We start from the raw sequence: 20157 nt of genomic DNA, 5'->3' as shown, positions 1-20157 counted from the left end.
TAATAATTAAACAGGCTTTTGTATTTAAATGGCTTTGCACATAAAAAAATCAGAATTCCTATTAAAATTCTGATTTTTTATTTCTAATTCTATTTCTTAATGATTGACAGCTTCTTTCAACGCTTCAACCTTGTCCAATTTTTCCCACGGAAGATCAATATCTGTACGTCCCATGTGACCATAAGCCGCTGTTTGACGGTAGATTGGACGCTTAAGGTCAAGCATTTGAATGATACCAGCAGGTCGCAAGTCAAAGAGATCACGGACAGCAGCTTCGAGTTTGCTTTCAGCAACTGTCGCCGTTCCAAAGGTATCAACACGGACAGAAACTGGGTTAGCCACACCAATAGCATAAGCCAATTGCACTTCTGCTTTCTTAGCAAGACCAGCAGCTACGATGTTTTTAGCAATATAGCGAGCGGCATATGAAGCTGAGCGGTCAACCTTAGTAGCATCCTTACCAGAAAAGGCACCACCACCGTGTCTTGAGTAACCACCATAAGTATCAACAATAATCTTACGACCAGTCAAACCAGAATCCCCTTGAGGACCACCGATTACAAAACGACCTGTTGGGTTGATAAAGAATTTGGTCTCATCATCCAAGTATTCTGCTGGAATAACTGTCTTAATAACTTTTTCAATAACATCTTGACGAATTTGATCGTTAGTTGCTTCAGGATCATGTTGTGTAGAAATAACGACTGTATCGACACGTACTGGTTGGTCATTTTCATCATACTCAACAGTAACCTGAGACTTAGCATCTGGACGAAGGTAAGAAATTTCACCAGATTTACGCAAATCCGCCAATTTTTTAACCAATTTATGTGAAAGGCTAACTGGAAGTGGCATCAACTCTGGAGTTTCATCAATAGCGAAACCAAACATCAAACCTTGGTCTCCTGCTCCAATAAGATCAAGTGGATCTTGGTCACCAGCTCCACGCACTTCAAGTGCTTCATTGACACCTTGAGCAATATCAGGAGATTGTTCAATCAATGATGGGTGAACCCCAACAGATTCTGCTGCAAAGCCGTATTCTGCATTGTTATAACCAATTTCTGCGATAGTATCACGAACCACTCGGTTAATGTCCACATAGGCAGTTGTAGAAACTTCACCAAAAACATGGACTGAGCCAGTGTAGACAGCTGTTTCCGCTGCGACGTGTGCATCTGGATCTTCTGCTAAAATCGCATCAAGAATGGCATCTGAAATTTGGTCTGCAATTTTATCTGGATGCCCTTCAGATACTGATTCAGACGTGAAAAGTTTACGTTCTGACATATAAAATGTCCCCCTTTTAATATGAATAAATAATATCAGACAAAGCAAATCACATCGCCTTCTGATAGAAAAAAAGCTGACTCTACTATGAGTCTTACGCCGTTAAAAAGTTACAAAGAACCAACAGCCAAGCTAGGATGACTGCTGCCTTATCGGGACTTAATAACTAAATTCCATTATAACACGTTTTTCTTGTCTAGTCATATAGTTATTAATTATCAAGCCTTATCATTATCTTATAGCAAGCATTTTAGGGTATTTTAGAGTATACTTAAGATATGAAAACTTATGAACGTGTTTATGAAATATTAGCAAAGAGTCCTGATTTTGTTACTGGAGAAAACCTCGCTAAAGAACTTGGTATCTCACGAACAGCCATTTGGAAGGCTATTCAGACCCTTCAGAATCAAGGAATCGTCATTACAAGTGTCCGAAAAAAAGGCTACCGCCTAGAAAAAGGTGATATCCTTCTTCCACAAGACATTTCAGACCAGCTCAACTTTCCTGTCTACTTAAATCCAGATTCCACTTCTACCCAACTTGATGCTAAACATGGTATGGAAAGACAAGACCCTGTTCCTGCCCTTTATCTCGCTCCTAACCAAGGATCAGCCAAGGGACGCTTTGAACGTCACTTTTATACAACCCCTCACGGTGGTATCTATATGAGTATTCATCTTAAACCAAACTGTCATTATACTGAGTTACCACCTTATACCATGATGGTAGCGGCTGCCATTGTCAAAGCCATTCAGCGACTTACAGGCGTAGATACAGACATCAAATGGGTCAACGATATCTATCTGAACAACAAAAAAATGGCCGGTGTTCTTACCGAAGCCATTAGCTCTATCGAATCTGGTCGCATCACAGATGTCATCATCGGGGTTGGGCTTAACTTCTCAATCAGTGATTTTCCTGAAGAGTTAGCTACGAAAGCAACCAGTCTTTTTAATTCTGAAAAACCAAGCATCACTCGGAACCAGCTCATTTCGGAAATTTGGAAGCTCTTTTTAACTATTCCAACTGCGGACTTGGTCAAAGTCTATAAAGAAAAGTCCCTCGTTTTAGACAAACAAGTGACTTTTGAACAGGCTGGAAAATCTTATACTGGTATTGCCAAAGAAATTGGCGACAAGGGGCAACTTCTGGTCCTTACTGACGACGGTCAGAGAAAATGGCTGACCGCAGGCGAAGTTAGCCTTACTTCTTGGTAGACTTATTAGCTGCACGTGCAATACGTGAAACAATATAAGTGGTCCAAAGACGACGTAAGAGTAGATAACCAAAAAAGGCTGTAAAAAAATAATTTCCATGCTGTAAACTGTAATTAAAACAAACCGTTTCAAAGATAGTTTCAAGCGTTATAAACAATATTTGTTGTATCATACGTCCATTATATCAGATAAGCAGAGCCTAGTACAAGTAAACTAGGCTCTTTTCATTTTTACAACTGCTGGAGAGTAAGATATATTGGTTGACGCTTCAAATGTATGAGCAAAATTTTAGCTTTCTCATTTCTGGCTCGGACCTAAAAAGGGCCACTGGTCCTTCCTCGCTTTTGCATTTCTTGGCTCAGACCTAAAAAGGTCCACTGGTCCTTCCTCACTTTCTCATTTCTAGGCTCGGACCTAAAAAGGTCCACTGGACCTTTTTAGTCCTCTATTTCTACCACATCAGAGAGGAACTCAAGTTCTTTTGGGATGTACTCTTCACGATCTTCTTTTTCCAATTCTTCTTTGGATTTTAGGCTTCGTGCGAATTCTGTGCGAAGTTTTTCAAATTCTGCTTTCGGGACAGCCATGATATTAGGTGAAAAACCAGCCGCTGAACTCATAATATTTCCAAAAATAGCGTTAAGATTACTACGTTTCATCACCTGCTCAGCATTAAAAGCCGCATTAAAAGCCAGAATCGCATTTTCTTGGTTGGCAAGAACAGGTTCTGAACCATTCAAAAGCGCTCTATATTGTGGACTGATTGAATCCAAAATTTCAGACCAAGTTGCTTTAAGGGCATCCAAACATTGTCGTGACTTTTGTGGATTTTCCATAGTCTCACGCATGATAGTCAGTATTTTCTCAGAGTCAACCTTATACTGGTAGGTCGGTTTTGCCTTTCGAGTTGGCGCTGCTAGTCCTTGTCCCTGACTTTGACCTTCCTTGAGAGCCTTACGAAGTTCCTCTACCTCATGACGAAGACGGTCTAACTCTTCTTGTAAATTTTCTGGGATTTCTTGTGTGACTTGTGCATGTGTCTCAGACAGTTTAATCGTCAGCATTTCCGCATAAATTTTGGGATGGGTTCCTGTCTTAATTTGAGGTAAGGCGGTTGTCACAGTATCAATCATTTGAAAAAGGTGGTCTTGTCCTAAGGATAAATTTTCTTCAAAAAGAGGACTATGGTGACTATTTTCGCCACCTGCTTGGACAATAAGGAGATCACGGAAATACTCCAAGAGATCAGTCGCAAAACGACTCATGGATTTACCATTATCAAAGAGTGTTTCAAGATTTGACAAGGCTTGTGAGGTTTCCTGATTACGAACATTAGCAACAAAACTATCCAAGGCAGTCAGACCGATAGAACCTGTGATTTCTTCCGCAACAGCTTGACTGACATTATTGTCTGAAGAAAGGCTCAACGCCTGATCTAAAATCGAAAGGGCATCACGCATACCACCCTCTGCACGACGGGCAATGATGGTCAAAGCCTCGTCATCAAAGGTCATCCCCTCTTTCTTAAGAATTGAGGCCAAGTGTTCCTTTATAGCAGCTTGCTTAATAGCCTTAAATTCAAAACGTTGGACACGAGACAAGATTGTAGCTGGAATCTTGTGTAACTCAGTGGTCGCAAGAATGAAAACCACATTTTCAGTGGGTTCCTCCAAGGTCTTCAAAAGCGCATTAAAGGCACCTGTCGACAGCATGTGCACCTCGTCAATGATATAGACCTTGTAAGTGGCACGACTTGGGGCGTAGGTTGATTTGTCACGTATTTCACGAATCTCGTCCACACCGTTATTGGAAGCCGCATCAATCTCAATGACATCTTCGAGACTGCCGTTAGTAATGTCACGACAAATATCACAATGGTTACATGGCTCACCATCGACCTGATTAGGACAATTCATTGCTTTAGCAAAAATTTTTGCTGCACTGGTCTTACCAGTACCACGTGGACCAGAAAAGAGATAGGCATGGCTGATTTTTCCTGACTCTACCGCCTGTTTTAGCGTGGTTGAAATCACCTTTTGACCAACCATCTCGCCAAAAGTTTGACTACGGTATTTACGATATAAGGCTTGATACATTAGTTAACCTCAAACATTGCAAAAGTAAGATTTGTTTTTTCAAGTAGGACTTTGACAAACTGTTCAAGATAGTCTTGATCAACGTCATCGTAGTCTCCTACTTGGTGAGAATCCAAATCAAGGACACCAACTAATTTACCATCCTTAACCATTGGAACAACAATCTCACTTCGAGCAGCAGAATCACAAGCAATGTAATTAGCATGTTTGGTGACGTCCTCTACAATTAAAGTCCTATTTTCAGCTGCTGACTGACCGCAAACACCTTTTTCCAGAGCAATGTGTACACAAGACACTTTACCTTGAAATGGTCCAAGGATTAACTCATTTTTGACATTATCCATCAGATAAAAGCCTGTAAATACTGAGTTGGGCAAAGTCGTATTCAAGAGAGCCGAAGCATTGGCGAAGTTGGCCAGAGCGTTATCTTCATTAGCAAAAAGTGCTTCTGCCTGGGCAATCATTATTTCATAAGCTGAATTTTTTTCTTCTTTAGTCATAGTTATTATTATAGCAAAGATAGGTATTTAAAACTAGGAACCACCTACTCCTATCCTTCCCTTTCATTTAAAAATAAAGCAAGATCTTGAATCACATTTTCAGGATAATCTGGACTAGAAATCTGATAAAACTTAACCGTCATACGATTTCTGAACCAGGTTAATTGGCGTTTAGCAAATCGACGGGTATTTTGCTTGAGCTTTTCTAAGGCCTCATCTAAAGTTTGTTTCCCAGAAAAATAAGGGAATAACTCCTTGTAGCCAATTCCACGCGCCGACTGGGCCTCAGGATAATTATCATAAAGCCACTTAGCCTCTTCTAAAAGCCCAAGTTCAACCATCTTGTCAACACGAGTATTAATACGTTTATAAATCAGAGAGCGCTCATCGTCTAATCCGATAATAAAAGGATCAAAAGTCGTCTCTGTATTTTCAGGATTATCAGAAAAGCGATGCAACTCAAGAGCCCTAATGGCACGACGACGATTAATCTCCTTGATTTCTATACCTAAACTATCGATCTGCTCAAAAAGTTCCAAATCAGAAAGTTGCTCTAACTCAGAGCGATAGGCTAACACCTGAACTTGATCCACTTGACCACCCAGATGATAACCTTCAAGAAGACTTTGCAAATAGAGGCCTGTACCACCAACAATAATAGGAAGTTTGCCACGTTTGACAATATCAGTAATGGCAATTTGCGCCTCAGTCACAAAATCATAGGCTGAATAAGATTCATCAACATCACGGACATCAATCAGATGGTGAACTGCCGCTGCCTGTTCTTGAGGAGTAGCCTTTGCAGTCCCTATATTTAATTGGCGGTAAACCTGTTGGCTATCCCCTGAAATAATTTCGCCATTAAAACGCTGGGCCAACTCTATTCCAAGTGCCGTTTTCCCCACAGCGGTAGGGCCAGCCACTACAATAAGTTTGGTTTTCATAATGTTTTCACTTGCTATTCTAGATATTTTTTTAGATAATATAAGCATATTATAACATATACGGAGGATAGTCTCATGGCTAAAAAACATTCATTTGCTAAAGGTCTTGCTACTGGCGTTCTCGGAACTGCTGCTACTGTTGCAGGTGCCGTTTTCGCAGTTAAAAAAACAATTATCGAACCAGAAGAAAAGAAATTGGCTTTCATCGAAGAAAACCGTAAAAAAGCAGCTCGCCGTCGCGTAAGCCGCTAATAGTTAGGACCAGGGAAACCTGGTTTTTTTATTGAAGAGAGAGATTTCTTTTTCGCAAGTTAGCTGGTGTGATAACCACAGTCAAGAAAAAACTAAAGAAAATCTCAATAGTTTTTTAAGTTGCAGAATGAAATAAAAACACAATCCGCAATTAGTTTTGACCCTTTTCTATTTCAATTTCTAAACTAGATAAAACAATATCTTCTCCAAACTTCCAATCGCCTGTTATTAAAAATATCAGGCCTTTTTATCACAATAAAATGTCCTCAGAAAAGTTTATTTCATACATCAAAAATGATTATTTCTTATTCTTTTCCTATCATCTTTTCTTTAAAACGCAATAAAAAAGCCTCTTTTAAAGAGACTCATTAAACCAGTTTACTTATTGTTATTTAAAGCTTCAATAACTCGGTCAGTATTTGCTGTCACATTTGTATTATTGTAACGATGTTGAATTAGACTTTCAATTGTTTCTTTGCAAGACAAAAGTTTTGACTTTTCAAAAACAACAACACTCAATACATGTGCACCTCCAGAAGTTAGATTCAAAATCAAAAGAGTCTGGAATGCACTTAATACTGTCAAAATGCCATAAGCAGCTAGGATTAATCCTCCTAAAATAGATGAACCCATCATATTAAAGCCAACTAGAGCAAAGATAATTCCCCATGCAAAAGATTTAAAATCTAATCTGAATGAGTCATCAACACTTGAGATATGATCCACTGGAATCGTTTTATTCTGTGCTCCAAGAGGAATAACTTTCAAAATAGTGTTAGGGTTTGATGTCTTGATAAAATCTCCTTCAAGTGCTACAGATGCTTTGAGATAAAATGTTAGATACGAAGTGATGAAGGTTTGTTTCACAATAATCTCCTTTTTCTATAAAAAATTACAAGATTATTATATATATATATATATATATATATATTGTCAAGACCTTACTAAAAAGTTACTTCATAAATTCAAAATAATCCCTTACCTAACGTTAGTAATGAAAATGAACTTATATTGAAACTTTCCACTGTGATGAAAACGCCTGAAACTCAATTAAGTTTCAGGTGTTCGGAAGTTTGGAGACCTAAGGCTCAAAACTTAGTCATGGAACTTCTTTGAAGTTCGCTGACGTCCGTCATCACCTAAGGAAAGTTTCAAATGAAGACTTTGTCTTCAAATCTAAACACCTATCTCGCAACAGGTGTTAATCAACTTTAAATAAAATTTGGGGCAGAATGTGGACAAAACGCTTTAAAACCGCATGGTTAAAGGCTAAAAAATGTCCCCTGCCGGAATCGAACCAGCAACGACTCCTTAGGAGGGAGTTGTTATATCCATTTAACTAAGAGGACTTATGAAAAAATCTGCCACGAGGACAGATTTTTTTGTTGAAATCTGTAAATTATTTACGGATTTCTTTGATACGTGCAGCTTTACCTTGCAAAGCACGCAAGTAGTAAAGTTTAGCACGGCGGACTTTACCGTAGCGTACAACTTCAATCTTTTCAACACGTGGAGTGTGGATTGGGAAAGTACGTTCTACACCGATACCGCTTGAGATTTTACGAACTGTGTACATTTCTGAGATCCCTTGACCTTTGCGTGAAATAACTACACCTTCAAAGATCTGGATACGTTCGCGAGTTCCTTCGACAACTTTCGCGTGAACGCGAACTGTGTCACCAGGACGGAATGATGGGATGTCAGTACGAAGTTGACCTTCTGTCAAACTTTGGATCAATGGATTCATTTTATATACTCCTATCTTACTAATCTTAAGAGCTACCTTTGTGTCCCAGCGGATTAGCCGTTATTTTTGTGCGTCCATTACACACTCTTAGTATCTTATCAAAAAATTACTCGCTTGTCTAGTATCTTATTGCATTTCAAGCATTTTTTGTTGACCATAAATACTAGTCTTATGATTGATGAGATAGGCAAATGCCATAACAATCACATAAGGAAGGACGTTAGCTGGTCCAAAGACTTCAACACCAATAAAAATGGGTGCTAAGAGGGTATTGGTACTACTACCAAAGACAGACAGATAGCCAAGACCTGCTACAAGTGGAATTGGAAGGCCTAGAACTGGTGCTAAAACTGCACCAAGACTTGCTCCAATGGCAAATAAGGGAGTCACTTCTCCTCCTTGGAAACCAAGAGATAGGGTGAAAACGGTCAAGAGTAATTTCAAAAGCCAGTCCCATGAGTAGATGGTCCCACCATTAACACTAAGAGCAATCACATTTGTTCCAAGTCCTGTATAACGGCCTTTCCACAAAATTAAGAGTAGAGCTGTTAACACGATACTTCCCAAAAGAACACGATAGTAAGGATTTGGGAGAATCGTTGCAACCTTCTTTTTAGCCAATGACAACAAATAGGCAAAAAGGTTTCCAGCCAAACCAAAGGCCAGACCTAAAAGAGCTAATTTAATGAAAGTTTCAAGGTCTATCGCCAGACCGTTAGCTACAAAATGGCTAAATTTTTCGAGACCTAAGAGGTGACTGGTAGTACTAGCAACAAACGAAGCTATTAGAGTCGGTATCAAGACTGGAAGGCTTAACTGACCTAAGGTTAAAACTTCGAGGGCGAAAAAAGTCGCAGCAATTGGTGTTTGAAAGAGCCCTCCAAAACCAGCAGCCATCCCCATTGTCAAGCATAGTCGTGAAGCGTTAGGTATCTTAAAGTAACGACTAAAAGCATGGGAAACTGTGGCACCAAGTTGTACTGCTACCCCTTCACGACCTGCCGAACCTCCAAAAAGATGGGTCAGCCACGTTGTCACTGTCACAAGTGGGATTAATCTTAAAGGAACCTGCTTCTCCTCATTGTGACCAACCTTAAAAATTAAGCCCATTCCTTGTGCTGCTTTGCCTGCAAACCTTTGGTATAGGTAAACAATCAAAAGCCCCGCAATAGGAAGCGCTGGAACTAGATAAAAGAGATGGTGGTCCCGATATTCTGAAAGTCCTATAAGAACACGACCAAAAATAGCATCAATCAGTCCAACTATCACTCCTAGAAAGACAGCATAGAGACTCAAGATCACTAGATTGGAGTATGAGAGACCTTGACTCTCACTTAATTGTCTAATTTTCATCCTAGTAGCCTACTTTCCTTCAAGCTTACCTGCTTGATAAGTGCGCGAATGTTTCATAATATCTGCAAAGCTAGCTACGATAGACTTTTGGTACTCAGGATTTACGACACTATCTGCTACCTTACTTAACAAGGCTTTCTCACGCTCTGGGTCATAAATTGCCTTTCCGGTGCTTTGTTTATAAGCACTTACTTGAGTTACTAATTTCATACGTTCTTCCAACAGAGCTACAATGTCTTTATCGACAGCATCTATCTGTTGGCGAATCTCATTTAAGTCCATGATGACCTCCTTTTGTTCTATCCATTATAACAAAAATGACTTGAGGAGAAAAGAGTCTCAAGTCATTGAATTTGCTAGTTAAACAGTTTTCTAATCTGACTGATATGACTTTCATCCGCAACCAGATATAAAGTAGCTCCTGCCTTTAATTGCGTATCCCCGTGAACGATTTCAGATTGGTCCTTATATATCTGAGTTGTAATCAAAACCCCTTCAGGCAAAGTTAAATCCTTAACCAGACGCCCCGCAAGATTGTCCTTAACAGGTAAATCAATCATAGTTGGTGTTTTGTCTACTTTCTTTGGTGTGTGAGCAATCAAATCATGAAGCATGGCTTCATAAACAGGCTCTCCTCCCATGAAATCCATAATCAGATAGGCTATCAAGGTAACTACTCCAATAGTCATCAACTGGTTAAGATTACCGACCATCTCAGTCACCAATATCATAGCCGTAAGTGGAGCCTTAGATACTGCACCAAAATAACCAGCCATACCCAGGACAATAAAAACAGGAAACTGATCAGGATGTATGAGTCCTAGATTTTCAAAACCTACCGCAAATACAGCTCCCGAAAGAGCACCTAAGGTCAAAATCGGAAGGAAAATGCCACCAGGAAATCCTGAACCAAAGGACAACATACTCCAAATGAATCTAATTGCCAAGTAAAGAATTGCTACGGTTAAAACAGGTCGCAGGCCATCTAAGGCTAAAATCAAGGCGTTCCCACCACCGAGAAGATTTGGGAAATAAAGACCCACTGGAATGATAAGAAGCACTGTCAAAAGACCATGAAAATGTGGGGGTAGATGGAACATTTTTCCCAAAACTTGGTAAACTTTGCCAATACGTAAAACGACCCACTCGTAGCCATATCCAAGAACTCCCAGAAATATGCCTAAAAGCAATAGAATCCAATAATCCTTAAGTGGAAAGAAAGGTAATTTCTCTGTCATGGCTAGGACTGGTTCCTGTCCAAAGACACGTAAGGAAACAGCATTAGCCACTAAAGATGCTGTTAAGGCGCTAACCCAAACATGACGGTAGAAATGGTGGTAAACTTCTTCAACAACGAACAAGAGACCGGCAATAGGGGCATTGAAGGCTGCTGACAAACCCGCGGCAGCCCCAGCAGCAATCAAGACACGCTGATCACGGGCTGAAAGTTTGAGGCCTTTGGACAAACCTTTCGCCGTCATAGCTCCCAACTGAATACTCGGTCCTTCACGTCCCAACATCAGACCCATTGAAATGCCAAGAACACCACCTAGGAATTTACGCCATAAAACAGACCACCAAGACGGATGTAAGAGCCCCATCAGTTCCCCTTCAACATGGGGAATACCTGAACCTTTAATATCTTTTTCTTGTTTTATGAGATAACCAATCAAAATGGCAAATATCAAATTGACAAGGACAATTCCTAAAATAAGGACTGGATGGTTCAGGGCGTCTTGGTAAATAGATACCGAGATTTGGGCCCCTTTAGCAATTAACCAACGAAAGAGGCTAACGACTGCACCTGCAGCTACACCGACCAAGAGTCCTCGCCAAACAGACCAAAGAAGATGTTGAGATTGCGTCCTAAAATCTCTTTCTATTTCATTCATAAAAACTCCAAATTTGACTACAATAAAAGCAGAAATAACTCTGCTTGTTCCCTATGCTAATGCCTCTGAAATTTTTTCAGCGAAAGCTTCTAAGTTCTCGATATCTTCATCTTCAGCAGAGAGATCAACTTTTACACTGTCCGCACCTTTAGTCGCACCTGTAAAAGTAAATTGATTTTCAAACTCATCTACTGAATGACAGAAATAATCGTAGAAGGTATCTCCTGAACCTACAACACCGAAAATCTTACCTGACAAGTCAAGGTCAGCCAAATCTTCGTAAAAGTCAACGATTTCATCCGGCAACTCTCCATCACCATAAGTGTAAGTTGCAACAATACAGATATCCGCATCTTCAAAATCAGCGGCATCAACCGTTGTACACTCGTCTACATCAACAGTGTGACCCAATTCTTCCAATTTTTTGGCAACAATATCTGCGATTTCTTCCGTGTTACCGGTCATACTGGCATAAACGATTTTTGCTAAAGCCATAATGTCCTCCAAATTAATAAATTAGCTATATTATACCATATTTTTAAAGAAAATGAACGGGCTAATGAATCAAAAAACTGCCCTGATGGGCAGTTTTAAATTGACATTAATTCTTCTTTTTAGACTTTTCTTAGGTGAGTGCGGACGCTAGCGACTTCCTTCGGAATTCCATAGCTAAGTTTTGAGCCTAGTGTCTCAAAACTTCCGAGTGCCTAAAGCTTTTAAACTTTAGGCACTTTTCTCACAACGAAAAGTCTTGGCTACAGCTCGTTCTGAAATTATTAAAGGAACTATCTCATTTCATCTACAGAAAATAGTCTATGTTTTGATAGCCAAGTCACTTGTTAGAGGAAACTAAAACTGCCCTACTAGGACAGTTTCAAATTTTGTAATAATTCAAAGTGTCGGTAGACTAACCATAGGCCGACACCAATTAACAGAATTAAAATCACTGCTCTCATCAAACCTCTAAGAAAGGTCACCAGCCAAGTTAGAAGCATGGAAATAATCAACCAAGTCCAACCCGAGGTACCATATAGTGTTTGAATACTCTCCATAGAATGACGAGTCACTATTTTAAGCCAGTCAGGAATATAGATCCAAATACCATCTCCTGACAAGCCTAAGCGGTGTGCAATCATAGTTCCCGTTGTTTGCAACCAGGTAAAGACCCCGGTATTAAATAGAAAGAGAAAGGTCTGCATGGGATAACGTCTAGCAAGGCGTTCTAAAAAATGCAATACAAACCTCCTTAATTAGCATAAAGAGCATGAACCCGATCAATATCGGTCTGTTGAATACCGTAATAAGACCCTGCTGACTGCATGACTGAAGCCCTAGAATCATCGTGGTCTAAGCCAATGGCATGGCCCAATTCATGTTCAGCTGTATTGACAATACGTTTATGGGTATAGCCGAAATCAGGGTTCAAAAGGAAATAACGATTGAGTTTGACTTCCACATGGGTAATCCGATTGGTCACAACATTGGTCTGACTATCTGCTAGACCCGCTGCCTGTGAGTTAGCATCCGAATAGTCTGTCGCTACGATATCAGCTTTTGAGGCATCATCTGTAAAGGTAAAGATAAAAGCACCTGTATTATTCCAATTTGTGATAGCCTCCTTATATGCAGCGACCATGGTTTCATCAGTAGACTGAATATAGATGCTGGCTGTATTTTGTGCCCATCTTGCCCCATTTGACTCAGGTATAGTATCTGTCGTTGAGAGATTGGAGACTGATTTTTCAACATCACTAGTACTGTTACCACTAAAACCTAACTCAACTTGTCGAAAGGCTTGATTAATATTGGTAGCTAGTGTGCTTTGAGAGTTGTTTGCATAATAGATAAGTCCGTAACCAACTAAGGCTAGGATAAGGGCAAGTTTAAATAGGCCCCAAATAAGATTCCAAATAAATTGTAAAATGAGTTTGGGAATACGGTAGATTACTCTAACGAATTTTTTCATTATTGAGCCTCCTTTTCGAAGCTTTCCCTAGTATATCAAGCTCTAATAGTTCTGACAAGTAAAAAATATAAGTTTAAGCTTTTATCATCTCTTTGACAAGATGTTACAAGATTGATTAAGACAAACGTTCTTCTTTAACGTAATCAATTGGCAACCATTCTAGGTAAGCTTCCAATTGTTTTTCCCAATAATACCATTCATGTCTTCCATGGTCTGTATGGTAGTCAATATCTAAGCCAAGAGCCTTCAAATCAGCAACTGCTTGCTCTTGAGAATCAAAAAGGAAATCCTCCAGTCCACACCAAGCAAAGAATTTGGTTTTCTTGTCATGTTGTTTAGCTAGATTCACCAGTTTGTGTTGCGCAATGTCTTTTCCTTTCAAGTCGCCAAAAACACCTTGCCAGTATGCCTTAGACTCACTGGTCTCATCTGTCATTATCTCTGCTGATAAACCAAGAGCACCCGAGAATGAACCTGCACAAGCAAAATGATTGGTCGTTAAGGCTAGTTTGAAAGAACCATAGCCACCCATAGAAAGCCCAGCGATAAAAGTCTTTTCACGCTTTTTCGTCATACTTGGGAAGAAACGCTGCATGACTTGTGGAAGCTCCTTGGCAATGGCATCGTAATAGCGAACTCCATAATTCGTATTGGTATACCATCCATTTTCAGAATTAGGCATAATGACGATGAGGTTGGTCTTTCGAAGAAGGCGCTGAATATTGGTACGGAAAGCCCAAGAATTATGGTTTCCCCCCATGCCATGTAGGAGATAAAGCACTGGAATATCCGTATCGCTTTCGGTTTCTGCAATTTGATCACGGTCTGGATAAATGACATCTACTTGGCGGTACTGTCCTAGAACGTCAGATGAATATTCAATTTGAAAAAAAGCCATTTGTCTTTTCCTTTCTTAATGATAGAAAAGCTGGGTTGACCCAGCTTTTGCTTTTTCAAAACAGTCTTATAAGACTTCCTAATATCAATGAATGTAAGTAACACACTCAGACGATAATCATTGATTAACGTACTTCCATAACGACTGGAAGAATTGCTGGGCGACGTTTGGTTTGGTCAAAGAGGAACTTAGCGACATCATCACGAACAGCACTTTTAAGTTCTCCCCAATCAAAACTATCTCCTGCCAAGTAATTTTCAACAGTCGCATTGACAATATCAGCAGACTCACGCAGAATGTCACGACTCTTCTTAACATAGACGAATCCACGTGTGTTCACACGCGCCTTAGAAACGATCTTGCGCTCCTTCTTGTTAACCGTGATGGCTACGATAAAGATACCATCTTCAGACAAGACCTTACGGTCACGAAGGACGATATTTCCAACATCACCGATAGCATTACCATCAATCATAACATCACCAGCTGGGACAGCTCCTTCATGAAGGAAACCTTGATCCTCAGACAAGTGCATGATATCACCACGTTTGACAATGTAGATATTCTCAGGAAGAAGACCAACTTCCAAAGCCAACTCAGCATGAGCTTGAAGGTCACGATACTCACCTTGGATAGGGAATAGATACTGTGGGCGAAGAAGGTTAATCATGAGTTGAAGTTCACGGGCGTTGGCATGGCCAGACACTCGCAGACTTTGCGTAATCATCTTAACAGAACCACCAGCCTTATAAATAGCATTGTTGACACGTGCTACTATTGCTTCTTTGGCAATACTTGGTGTGGTTACGATATAAACCAAATCGCCTTCTTTGATTTGAACGTAGCGGTGACGACCAACAGCCATCTTTTGAAGGCCATCAATAGGTTCACCCATACGACCATTTTCAAGGATAATCAACTCGTGATCTTCAAACTTGTCCATATCTTTAGGTTTGACAATCAGTTTTTCATGATTAACGGTCAATTTTTTAAGACGTATGGCTGTACGGACAATATTTTCAACGTCAAAACCAGTAAGGACAACACGACGTCCATGGTCAGCTGCTGAGTCAAAGACTTGTTGGATACGAACCAAGTTTGAGGCAACAGCAGCAATAATCACACGGCCTTCAGCATCGGCAATCACATGGTCCATTTCTTGACCAACTTCAGCTTCAGACGCTGTTTGTTCAGTGCTTGTCGCATTCGCTGAGTCAGACAATAGAGCCAAAACGCCATCACGACCGATTTCAGCCAAACGTCCCAAATCAGTTTTGTAGTAAGGACGGGCTGCTTGGTCAAATTTGAAGTCCCCAGTATAGACGATATTGCCTTGGTCTGTACCAATAACAACACCCATTGATTCTGGGATAGAGTGGGTTGTCTTGAAGAATGAGACTACTGCATCTTCAAATTCAATTTCAGTTTCTGCATCAATAACATGGAAGTTATTGAATTTCTTAACGCCAGCATTTTTCACAAATAGCTTAGCCAACTCAATAGTGAGTGATGATCCAAAGACTGGTGCCTTAACTTCTTGCAAGATATAAGGTAGGGCTCCAATAGCGTCAGCATGTCCGTGCGTCAAGAAAATCCCTTGAATACGGTCTCTATTTTCAATTAAGTAGTCTAAGTTAGGGATGACAAAGTCAACACCCAGTTGTTCATTTTCAGGATACTTTAGACCAGCATCCAAAATAAAGATAGAGTCGTTAACCTCAACAATATAGAGGTTTTTAGCATTTTCACGAACTCCACCTAGGGCAATAATTTTAATATCGCTCATGCTTGTTTTTCTCCTTTTTAGTTTGACTCTCTTCTAGAGCCTATTTTTACAGACGGTCCAAGAAGCTGAACGTTCGTGCGAACAGTCTCCTTGTCGATTTACAGGCCACAACAAAAAGTTGCATACCCTTTAAGTATACAACTTTTTGGCTTATTTTACAATTTAGAGTCAGGCTAGACCTACTCGAACATAGCGTAGTAGTCTGTGATATCCAACTGACCTTTTTCTTCCTTTTTGAGGTCTTTGATGATTTGACCATCCTTCATTACAATTAGACGATTTCCGTATTTAAGGGCATCTTCCATATGGTGGGTAATCATAAGGGCAGTTAAGTGGTCACCCGTTACAAACTCATCAGTCAGCTCCATAAGAGCCACGCTGGTCTTGGGATCCAAGGCTGCGGTATGTTCGTCTAAGAGCAAGAGCTCAGGACGTTTAAGGGTCGCCATTAAGAGACTGAGGGCTTGGCGCTGACCACCTGAGAGAAGACCTGCTGGTGTTTCTAAGTGTTTTTCCAGACCATTACTGATCCGTTCAATCAGACCTTGAAATTCCTCTGTGTAGAGATGAATTTGGCGTGATTTAAGGCCTCGTTTTTCGCCACGGTATTTGGCAATCAAAAGGTTTTCCGCAACGGTCATACGAGGAGCTGTTCCCATTTTAGGATCTTGGAAAACACGTGAGAGGTACTTGGCACGCTTCTCAGCAGGAAGAGCCGTAACATCCTCACCCATGATAAAAATCTGACCACTGGTCAACATGAGGGTTCCTGCAATGACATTAAAGAGTGTTGATTTTCCGGCACCATTTCCACCGAGAATAGTAATAAAATCACCTTCCCTAATAGTGAGATTAACATGGTCCAGAATTGTTTTTTCGGTGTCAAAACCGTTATTAACCTTAACAGTCGCATCTTTGAGTTCTACAATTGCTGTCATCGTGATAAGGTCACCCCCTTAAAGAATTTTCGGCGTAGGACAGGCGAAATCAAGCAGAGGGCAAGAACAATCGCACTGAAGAGTTTCAGGTAGTTGGTGTTAAAGCCAAGAGCAATAACACCAGTCAAGAGGAATTGGTAGAGGATAGAACCAATACAGATGGCAATCAAGCGTTCCAACAAGGTCAAGTTGGTCGCATACAAGACCTCACCAATGATAATGCTGGCAAGTCCGATAACGATAACCCCAATCCCTTTGGAAACGTCGGCATACCCGTCCTGTTGACTAATCAAGGCTCCTGAGAGAGCAATAATACCATTTGAGATGACAAGTCCCATCACTTCCATATTGTCTGTGTTAATACCAAAAGATTTGGCCATGTCTCGATTATCACCAGTAGCAATATAGGCTTGCCCTAGGCGCGTGTTAAGAAAGACAATCAAGGCAGCAATGACTATGGTTACGGCTAAGAGACCAACAATCAAGAGGTTGTAGTCCTTACTGAAAGGAAGTAAATCTTGGATCGTTTTAATATCAAGAAGACCAAGATTGGCTCTACCCATAATCATAAGCATGACTGAATTAAGTGAGGTCATAACCAAAATCCCTGCCAAGATAGTAGGAATTTCACCCTTAGTATAGAGGAGACCAGTCACAAGTCCAGCACCACATCCAGCCAGGACAGCAACCAAGGTCGCAAGAATGGGGTTCCAACCAAAATTCATAAGGGTTACTGCTACTGCCCCACCTAGTGGGAAAGAACCTTCTGTTGTCAAATCAGGAAAATCCAAGATACGGAAGGTCATGTAAATCCCAAGACCTAGGATACCGTATAGAAGCCCCTGATAAATAGATGAAATAATCATAAGTCCTCCTTATTTATCAGCCTTGACAGCAATGTCTGACTGCTTAAGCACATTTTCAGGGATAGTGATGTTGAGGTCTTGAGCTACTTTGAGGTTAAGGGTCGGTGTTCCATCATCAATCACATCAACTGGGACATCCTTCACTTTTTTACCTTTAAGAACCTTAACGGCACTACGGGCTGTGGCTTTTCCAAGCTCATATTGGCTTTGAGCAACTGAAGCCAGACCGCCTTCTTTAACCATAGTATCAACAGTCGTATAAACTGGAATCTTAGCTTGGTTTGCTTGGGAAACAACTGTAGAAAAGGCTGAGGCAATGGTATTATCCTGAGGTGTCCAAATAGCATCTACCTTACCAGTCATGACTGACATGGTTGTGTTGATTTCATTGGTTGATGGGACGGCATATTCAACCACATTTAAACCATCTTTTTCAGCGTATTTCTTAAAGCTTTCAACCTGTGATTTGGAGTTATCCTCACTAGAAGCATAGAGAATACCAATGGTTTTGGCATTTGGCGTCAAGGACTTAACCAACTCCACTGTTTGTTTAATAGGCACTTGATTGGATGTACCCGTAACATTGCCTTCTGGATGTTTAAGGTTTTTAACCAATTTGGCCCCAACAGGGTCTGAGATAGCTCCCATAATGACTGGAATATCCTTGGTAGCTGCCGCTAGCCCTTGTGCTGCTGGTGTAGCAATACCGATAACGACGTCATTCTTGTCATTAACCAATTGTTTAGACATGGTTTGGATTTTAGATTGGTCCCCTTCAGCATTTAATAAGGTGATTTGAACCTTGTCTCCCTTATAACCAGCTTCTTTAAGACCATCTTCGACACCTTTTTCAATTTGATCCAAGGCCTCGTGCGTCACGAACTGGAGGATTCCAACTTTGACAACTCTATTAGCATTTTGATGTTCTTTTTTGAAAAGATCTGTTCCAATAGAACCGAGCGTCAAGATAGCTAAGAAAACCAAAGTCCAAATTAAACGCTTGTTTTTCATATTTATCTCCTTCTATAAATTCTTCTTTTCTATTGTAAGTCATTTTCAGTCAATTAGCAATATTCTTAATTTATAAAAATTGTCTTGTAGAAAAAAAGAACCGGAACGTAATGTCCGATTCTGTTTATTGGTATTGACTTAAGTCTAGCTTCATTATGTAGAAATAGAGTTCACCGTAAGGTCCCTTAAAGTCAATATCATGACCATTAATAGTTACCTTGGTTACTGGTGTTGAATCAGGAAGTTCAATCCAACAGGCCTGCTGCGCTCGTACAAACTCATTGTAATTTTCATAAGAAACATGTTTTTCTTGCTTAGCTGTATTTAGATAAGTGACTTCAATCATAGATAGACCTCCTTTATTTAACTTCTAGCTTACGCTTCTAGGGAGGCAAAGTCAACTTTGACGACTTGAAATAAAAGCTTACAAGAGCATACAAATAGCCCTCCTGTCATTTTGACAGGAGAGCTATTTTTGCTTTGACTTCGAAAAACCTTGATATCTTTACGAACAAAGCTTATTTTAGCGTTTACGACGTTTCGTGCCGTAAAGTCCAAATCCTGCAAGAAGACTTGCTAAACCAAAGATTGCAAGGTTTGAATCTTCACTACCAGTTTTTGGAAGTTGAGCATTTTCATCAGTTGGATTGATGAAGCTTGCTTCTTCTTTTGTTTCTGGAAGAACAGATTCTTCTTGTTTTGCTTGTGGAGTTGGCTGTGGCTCTGGTGTCGGTGTTGAATCCGGTACTGGTGTTGGAGTCACGGTCTTCTTGTAGATGTGTTGGGTATTACCATTTTCATCTACAACTGTCTTCACAAATTCATAACCTGGAATATCTTTCTTAGGTTGTTGGCCTTCTTCTGTTGGGTAACCTGGAATTGGAGTGCCATTTTCGTCCACATAAGAAGTTGTCACTTTTTCGTAGACGTGTTCGAAATCACCATTTGGCAATTTCTTGGTTTCGACGAAGCGGTAACCAGAAATCTCAGCTTTTGGTTGTTCACCATCAAGAGCCGGATATCCTTGGATTTCCTTGCCTTCTTTGTCCACAAACTTAGTGATTGGACGTACAGTTGGTGTGTAGGTTGCAGAAGCTTTGGTTCCATTCACATCTTCACGAACCACTGTTACTGCTGGTGCAGTTCCTGTGAATTCAGCTTCTGGTGTGAAGGTTACAGTACCGTCTGCTGCTACTGTGTAGGTACCAACACCTGGGATAGTCTTGGTTGTTGAGCCATCGTCAAAGGTTGCTGGAACCTTGTCATTCATTGGAACACGGCTATCGCCTTCGGTAAAGACTGGTTTACCTGTTTGGGTTTGGCCCTTGTTTCCAATTGAAGTTGTAGATTCTGCTGTTGGAGTTACTGGTGTCACAGTTGGGGTGTAAGTTGCGGCAACTG

General features: G+C 40.4%; 22 protein-coding genes and 1 tRNA gene. 2 read left to right on the top strand and 21 right to left on the bottom strand.

Translation table 11 applies throughout. From position 1 onward, the window contains the following. Positions 1–96 precede the first annotated feature (96 nt). Positions 97–1290: a methionine adenosyltransferase gene (gene metK, locus HMPREF0848_RS02780; protein WP_008534481.1), complete on the bottom strand. Its 1194-nt coding sequence runs from the start codon at positions 1288–1290 to the stop codon at positions 97–99. 278 nt (positions 1291–1568) lie between these two features. Here metK and birA point away from each other — a divergent pair, with 278 nt between their 5' ends. After that, positions 1569–2507, top strand: coding sequence for a bifunctional biotin--[acetyl-CoA-carboxylase] ligase/biotin operon repressor BirA (gene birA / locus HMPREF0848_RS02775; protein ID WP_008534480.1), 939 nt, complete (start codon positions 1569–1571; stop codon positions 2505–2507). Here the strand turns inward: birA and HMPREF0848_RS02770 are convergent. The 4 genes from HMPREF0848_RS02770 to miaA all read right to left on the bottom strand — a co-directional run bounded on the left by HMPREF0848_RS02770 (position 2494) and on the right by miaA (position 6047). Beyond that, positions 2494–2679 (bottom strand): DUF3272 family protein, encoded by a 186-nt coding sequence (locus HMPREF0848_RS02770; protein ID WP_008534478.1) that lies wholly within the window; start codon positions 2677–2679, stop codon positions 2494–2496. The genes birA and HMPREF0848_RS02770 overlap by 14 nt on opposite strands. A gap of 265 nt (positions 2680–2944) precedes the next feature. Beyond that, positions 2945–4603: a DNA polymerase III subunit gamma/tau gene (gene dnaX / locus HMPREF0848_RS02765; RefSeq protein ID WP_008534477.1), complete on the bottom strand. Its 1659-nt coding sequence runs from the start codon at positions 4601–4603 to the stop codon at positions 2945–2947. Next, positions 4603–5103: a GAF domain-containing protein gene (locus HMPREF0848_RS02760; protein WP_008534474.1), complete on the bottom strand. Its 501-nt coding sequence runs from the start codon at positions 5101–5103 to the stop codon at positions 4603–4605. The genes dnaX and HMPREF0848_RS02760 overlap by 1 nt, the downstream gene beginning before the upstream one ends. A gap of 50 nt (positions 5104–5153) precedes the next feature. Beyond that, the gene (gene miaA / locus HMPREF0848_RS02755; RefSeq protein WP_008534472.1) at positions 5154–6047 is read right to left on the bottom strand and encodes a tRNA (adenosine(37)-N6)-dimethylallyltransferase MiaA; all 894 of its coding nucleotides are present in this window, start codon (positions 6045–6047) and stop codon (positions 5154–5156) included. A 75-nt stretch (positions 6048–6122) separates the two neighbouring features. Between miaA and HMPREF0848_RS10380 the strand changes: the two genes are divergently transcribed. After that, complete coding sequence (locus HMPREF0848_RS10380) at positions 6123–6299, top strand: DUF3042 family protein (protein ID WP_003092510.1); 177 nt, start codon at positions 6123–6125, stop codon at positions 6297–6299. Positions 6300–6677: 378 nt separating this feature from the next. Here HMPREF0848_RS10380 and HMPREF0848_RS02750 read toward each other — a convergent pair whose 3' ends face one another. From HMPREF0848_RS02750 to HMPREF0848_RS02675, 16 genes are all read right to left on the bottom strand, one after another. Next, on the bottom strand, positions 6678–7166 hold the full coding sequence (locus HMPREF0848_RS02750; RefSeq protein WP_008534467.1) for a hypothetical protein: 489 nt from the start codon (positions 7164–7166) through the stop codon (positions 6678–6680). A 410-nt stretch (positions 7167–7576) separates the two neighbouring features. Next, positions 7577–7648: transfer RNA gene (locus tag HMPREF0848_RS02745), tRNA-Arg, on the bottom strand. A 50-nt stretch (positions 7649–7698) separates the two neighbouring features. Further along, positions 7699–8046: a 50S ribosomal protein L19 gene (gene rplS, locus HMPREF0848_RS02740; RefSeq protein ID WP_002883489.1), complete on the bottom strand. Its 348-nt coding sequence runs from the start codon at positions 8044–8046 to the stop codon at positions 7699–7701. A 126-nt stretch (positions 8047–8172) separates the two neighbouring features. Further along, entirely contained in the window at positions 8173–9399 is a 1227-nt protein-coding gene (locus HMPREF0848_RS02735) for a voltage-gated chloride channel family protein (RefSeq protein ID WP_008534466.1), read from the bottom strand. A 9-nt stretch (positions 9400–9408) separates the two neighbouring features. Next, complete coding sequence (locus tag HMPREF0848_RS02730) at positions 9409–9681, bottom strand: chorismate mutase (protein ID WP_008534465.1); 273 nt, start codon at positions 9679–9681, stop codon at positions 9409–9411. 74 nt (positions 9682–9755) lie between these two features. Next, positions 9756–11291: a ClC family H(+)/Cl(-) exchange transporter gene (locus tag HMPREF0848_RS02725; RefSeq protein WP_008534464.1), complete on the bottom strand. Its 1536-nt coding sequence runs from the start codon at positions 11289–11291 to the stop codon at positions 9756–9758. Positions 11292–11342: 51 nt separating this feature from the next. Beyond that, on the bottom strand, positions 11343–11786 hold the full coding sequence (locus tag HMPREF0848_RS02720) for a flavodoxin (RefSeq protein WP_002888085.1): 444 nt from the start codon (positions 11784–11786) through the stop codon (positions 11343–11345). Positions 11787–12154: 368 nt separating this feature from the next. Further along, a complete protein-coding gene (locus HMPREF0848_RS02715) occupies positions 12155–12526 on the bottom strand; it encodes a hypothetical protein (protein WP_008534463.1) in 372 nt (123 codons plus the stop codon). 11 nt (positions 12527–12537) lie between these two features. Further along, complete coding sequence (locus HMPREF0848_RS02710; protein ID WP_008534461.1) at positions 12538–13257, bottom strand: matrixin family metalloprotease; 720 nt, start codon at positions 13255–13257, stop codon at positions 12538–12540. A 115-nt stretch (positions 13258–13372) separates the two neighbouring features. Further along, the gene (locus HMPREF0848_RS02705) at positions 13373–14155 is read right to left on the bottom strand and encodes an alpha/beta hydrolase (RefSeq protein WP_008534460.1); all 783 of its coding nucleotides are present in this window, start codon (positions 14153–14155) and stop codon (positions 13373–13375) included. 124 nt (positions 14156–14279) lie between these two features. After that, positions 14280–15941 (bottom strand): ribonuclease J, encoded by a 1662-nt coding sequence (locus tag HMPREF0848_RS02700; RefSeq protein WP_002888092.1) that lies wholly within the window; start codon positions 15939–15941, stop codon positions 14280–14282. A gap of 179 nt (positions 15942–16120) precedes the next feature. Then, positions 16121–16879 carry an ABC transporter ATP-binding protein gene (locus tag HMPREF0848_RS02695; RefSeq protein ID WP_008534458.1) on the bottom strand — a complete coding sequence of 253 codons (759 nt, stop codon included), beginning with the start codon at positions 16877–16879 and terminating at the stop codon, positions 16121–16123. Continuing rightward, complete coding sequence (locus HMPREF0848_RS02690) at positions 16876–17745, bottom strand: ABC transporter permease (RefSeq protein WP_002888096.1); 870 nt, start codon at positions 17743–17745, stop codon at positions 16876–16878. The genes HMPREF0848_RS02695 and HMPREF0848_RS02690 overlap by 4 nt, the downstream gene beginning before the upstream one ends. 9 nt (positions 17746–17754) lie before the next feature. Beyond that, on the bottom strand, positions 17755–18756 hold the full coding sequence (trpX, locus tag HMPREF0848_RS02685; protein WP_008534454.1) for a tryptophan ABC transporter substrate-binding protein: 1002 nt from the start codon (positions 18754–18756) through the stop codon (positions 17755–17757). 124 nt (positions 18757–18880) lie between these two features. After that, positions 18881–19102, bottom strand: coding sequence for a DUF4649 family protein (locus HMPREF0848_RS02680; protein WP_008534453.1), 222 nt, complete (start codon positions 19100–19102; stop codon positions 18881–18883). Between the two features lie 177 nt (positions 19103–19279). Then, positions 19280–20157 (bottom strand): LPXTG cell wall anchor domain-containing protein (locus HMPREF0848_RS02675; protein ID WP_156780992.1); only part of this gene is annotated, 878 nt, incomplete at its 5' end.

Source organism: Streptococcus sp. C150 (genome assembly GCF_000187445.1).
Classification (GTDB): Bacteria; Bacillota; Bacilli; order Lactobacillales; family Streptococcaceae; genus Streptococcus; species Streptococcus raffinosi.
This window is presented reverse-complemented; position numbering and strand designations above follow the sequence as displayed.

Coding starts and splice junctions, on each gene's coding strand:
- HMPREF0848_RS02680 (WP_008534453.1), bottom strand. CDS start 19,102: ATGATTGAAGTCACTTATCTAAATACAGCTAAGCAAGAAAAACATGTT.
- HMPREF0848_RS02760 (WP_008534474.1), bottom strand. CDS start 5,103: ATGACTAAAGAAGAAAAAAATTCAGCTTATGAAATAATGATTGCCCAG.
- trpX (WP_008534454.1), bottom strand. CDS start 18,756: ATGAAAAACAAGCGTTTAATTTGGACTTTGGTTTTCTTAGCTATCTTG.
- HMPREF0848_RS10380 (WP_003092510.1), top strand. CDS start 6,123: ATGGCTAAAAAACATTCATTTGCTAAAGGTCTTGCTACTGGCGTTCTC.
- HMPREF0848_RS02695 (WP_008534458.1), bottom strand. CDS start 16,879: ATGACAGCAATTGTAGAACTCAAAGATGCGACTGTTAAGGTTAATAAC.
- HMPREF0848_RS02720 (WP_002888085.1), bottom strand. CDS start 11,786: ATGGCTTTAGCAAAAATCGTTTATGCCAGTATGACCGGTAACACGGAA.
- metK (WP_008534481.1), bottom strand. CDS start 1,290: ATGTCAGAACGTAAACTTTTCACGTCTGAATCAGTATCTGAAGGGCAT.
- birA (WP_008534480.1), top strand. CDS start 1,569: ATGAAAACTTATGAACGTGTTTATGAAATATTAGCAAAGAGTCCTGAT.
- rplS (WP_002883489.1), bottom strand. CDS start 8,046: ATGAATCCATTGATCCAAAGTTTGACAGAAGGTCAACTTCGTACTGAC.
- HMPREF0848_RS02705 (WP_008534460.1), bottom strand. CDS start 14,155: ATGGCTTTTTTTCAAATTGAATATTCATCTGACGTTCTAGGACAGTAC.
- HMPREF0848_RS02700 (WP_002888092.1), bottom strand. CDS start 15,941: ATGAGCGATATTAAAATTATTGCCCTAGGTGGAGTTCGTGAAAATGCT.
- HMPREF0848_RS02725 (WP_008534464.1), bottom strand. CDS start 11,291: ATGAATGAAATAGAAAGAGATTTTAGGACGCAATCTCAACATCTTCTT.
- HMPREF0848_RS02735 (WP_008534466.1), bottom strand. CDS start 9,399: ATGAAAATTAGACAATTAAGTGAGAGTCAAGGTCTCTCATACTCCAAT.
- HMPREF0848_RS02730 (WP_008534465.1), bottom strand. CDS start 9,681: ATGGACTTAAATGAGATTCGCCAACAGATAGATGCTGTCGATAAAGAC.
- HMPREF0848_RS02710 (WP_008534461.1), bottom strand. CDS start 13,257: ATGAAAAAATTCGTTAGAGTAATCTACCGTATTCCCAAACTCATTTTA.
- dnaX (WP_008534477.1), bottom strand. CDS start 4,603: ATGTATCAAGCCTTATATCGTAAATACCGTAGTCAAACTTTTGGCGAG.
- miaA (WP_008534472.1), bottom strand. CDS start 6,047: ATGAAAACCAAACTTATTGTAGTGGCTGGCCCTACCGCTGTGGGGAAA.
- HMPREF0848_RS02690 (WP_002888096.1), bottom strand. CDS start 17,745: ATGATTATTTCATCTATTTATCAGGGGCTTCTATACGGTATCCTAGGT.
- HMPREF0848_RS02770 (WP_008534478.1), bottom strand. CDS start 2,679: ATGATACAACAAATATTGTTTATAACGCTTGAAACTATCTTTGAAACG.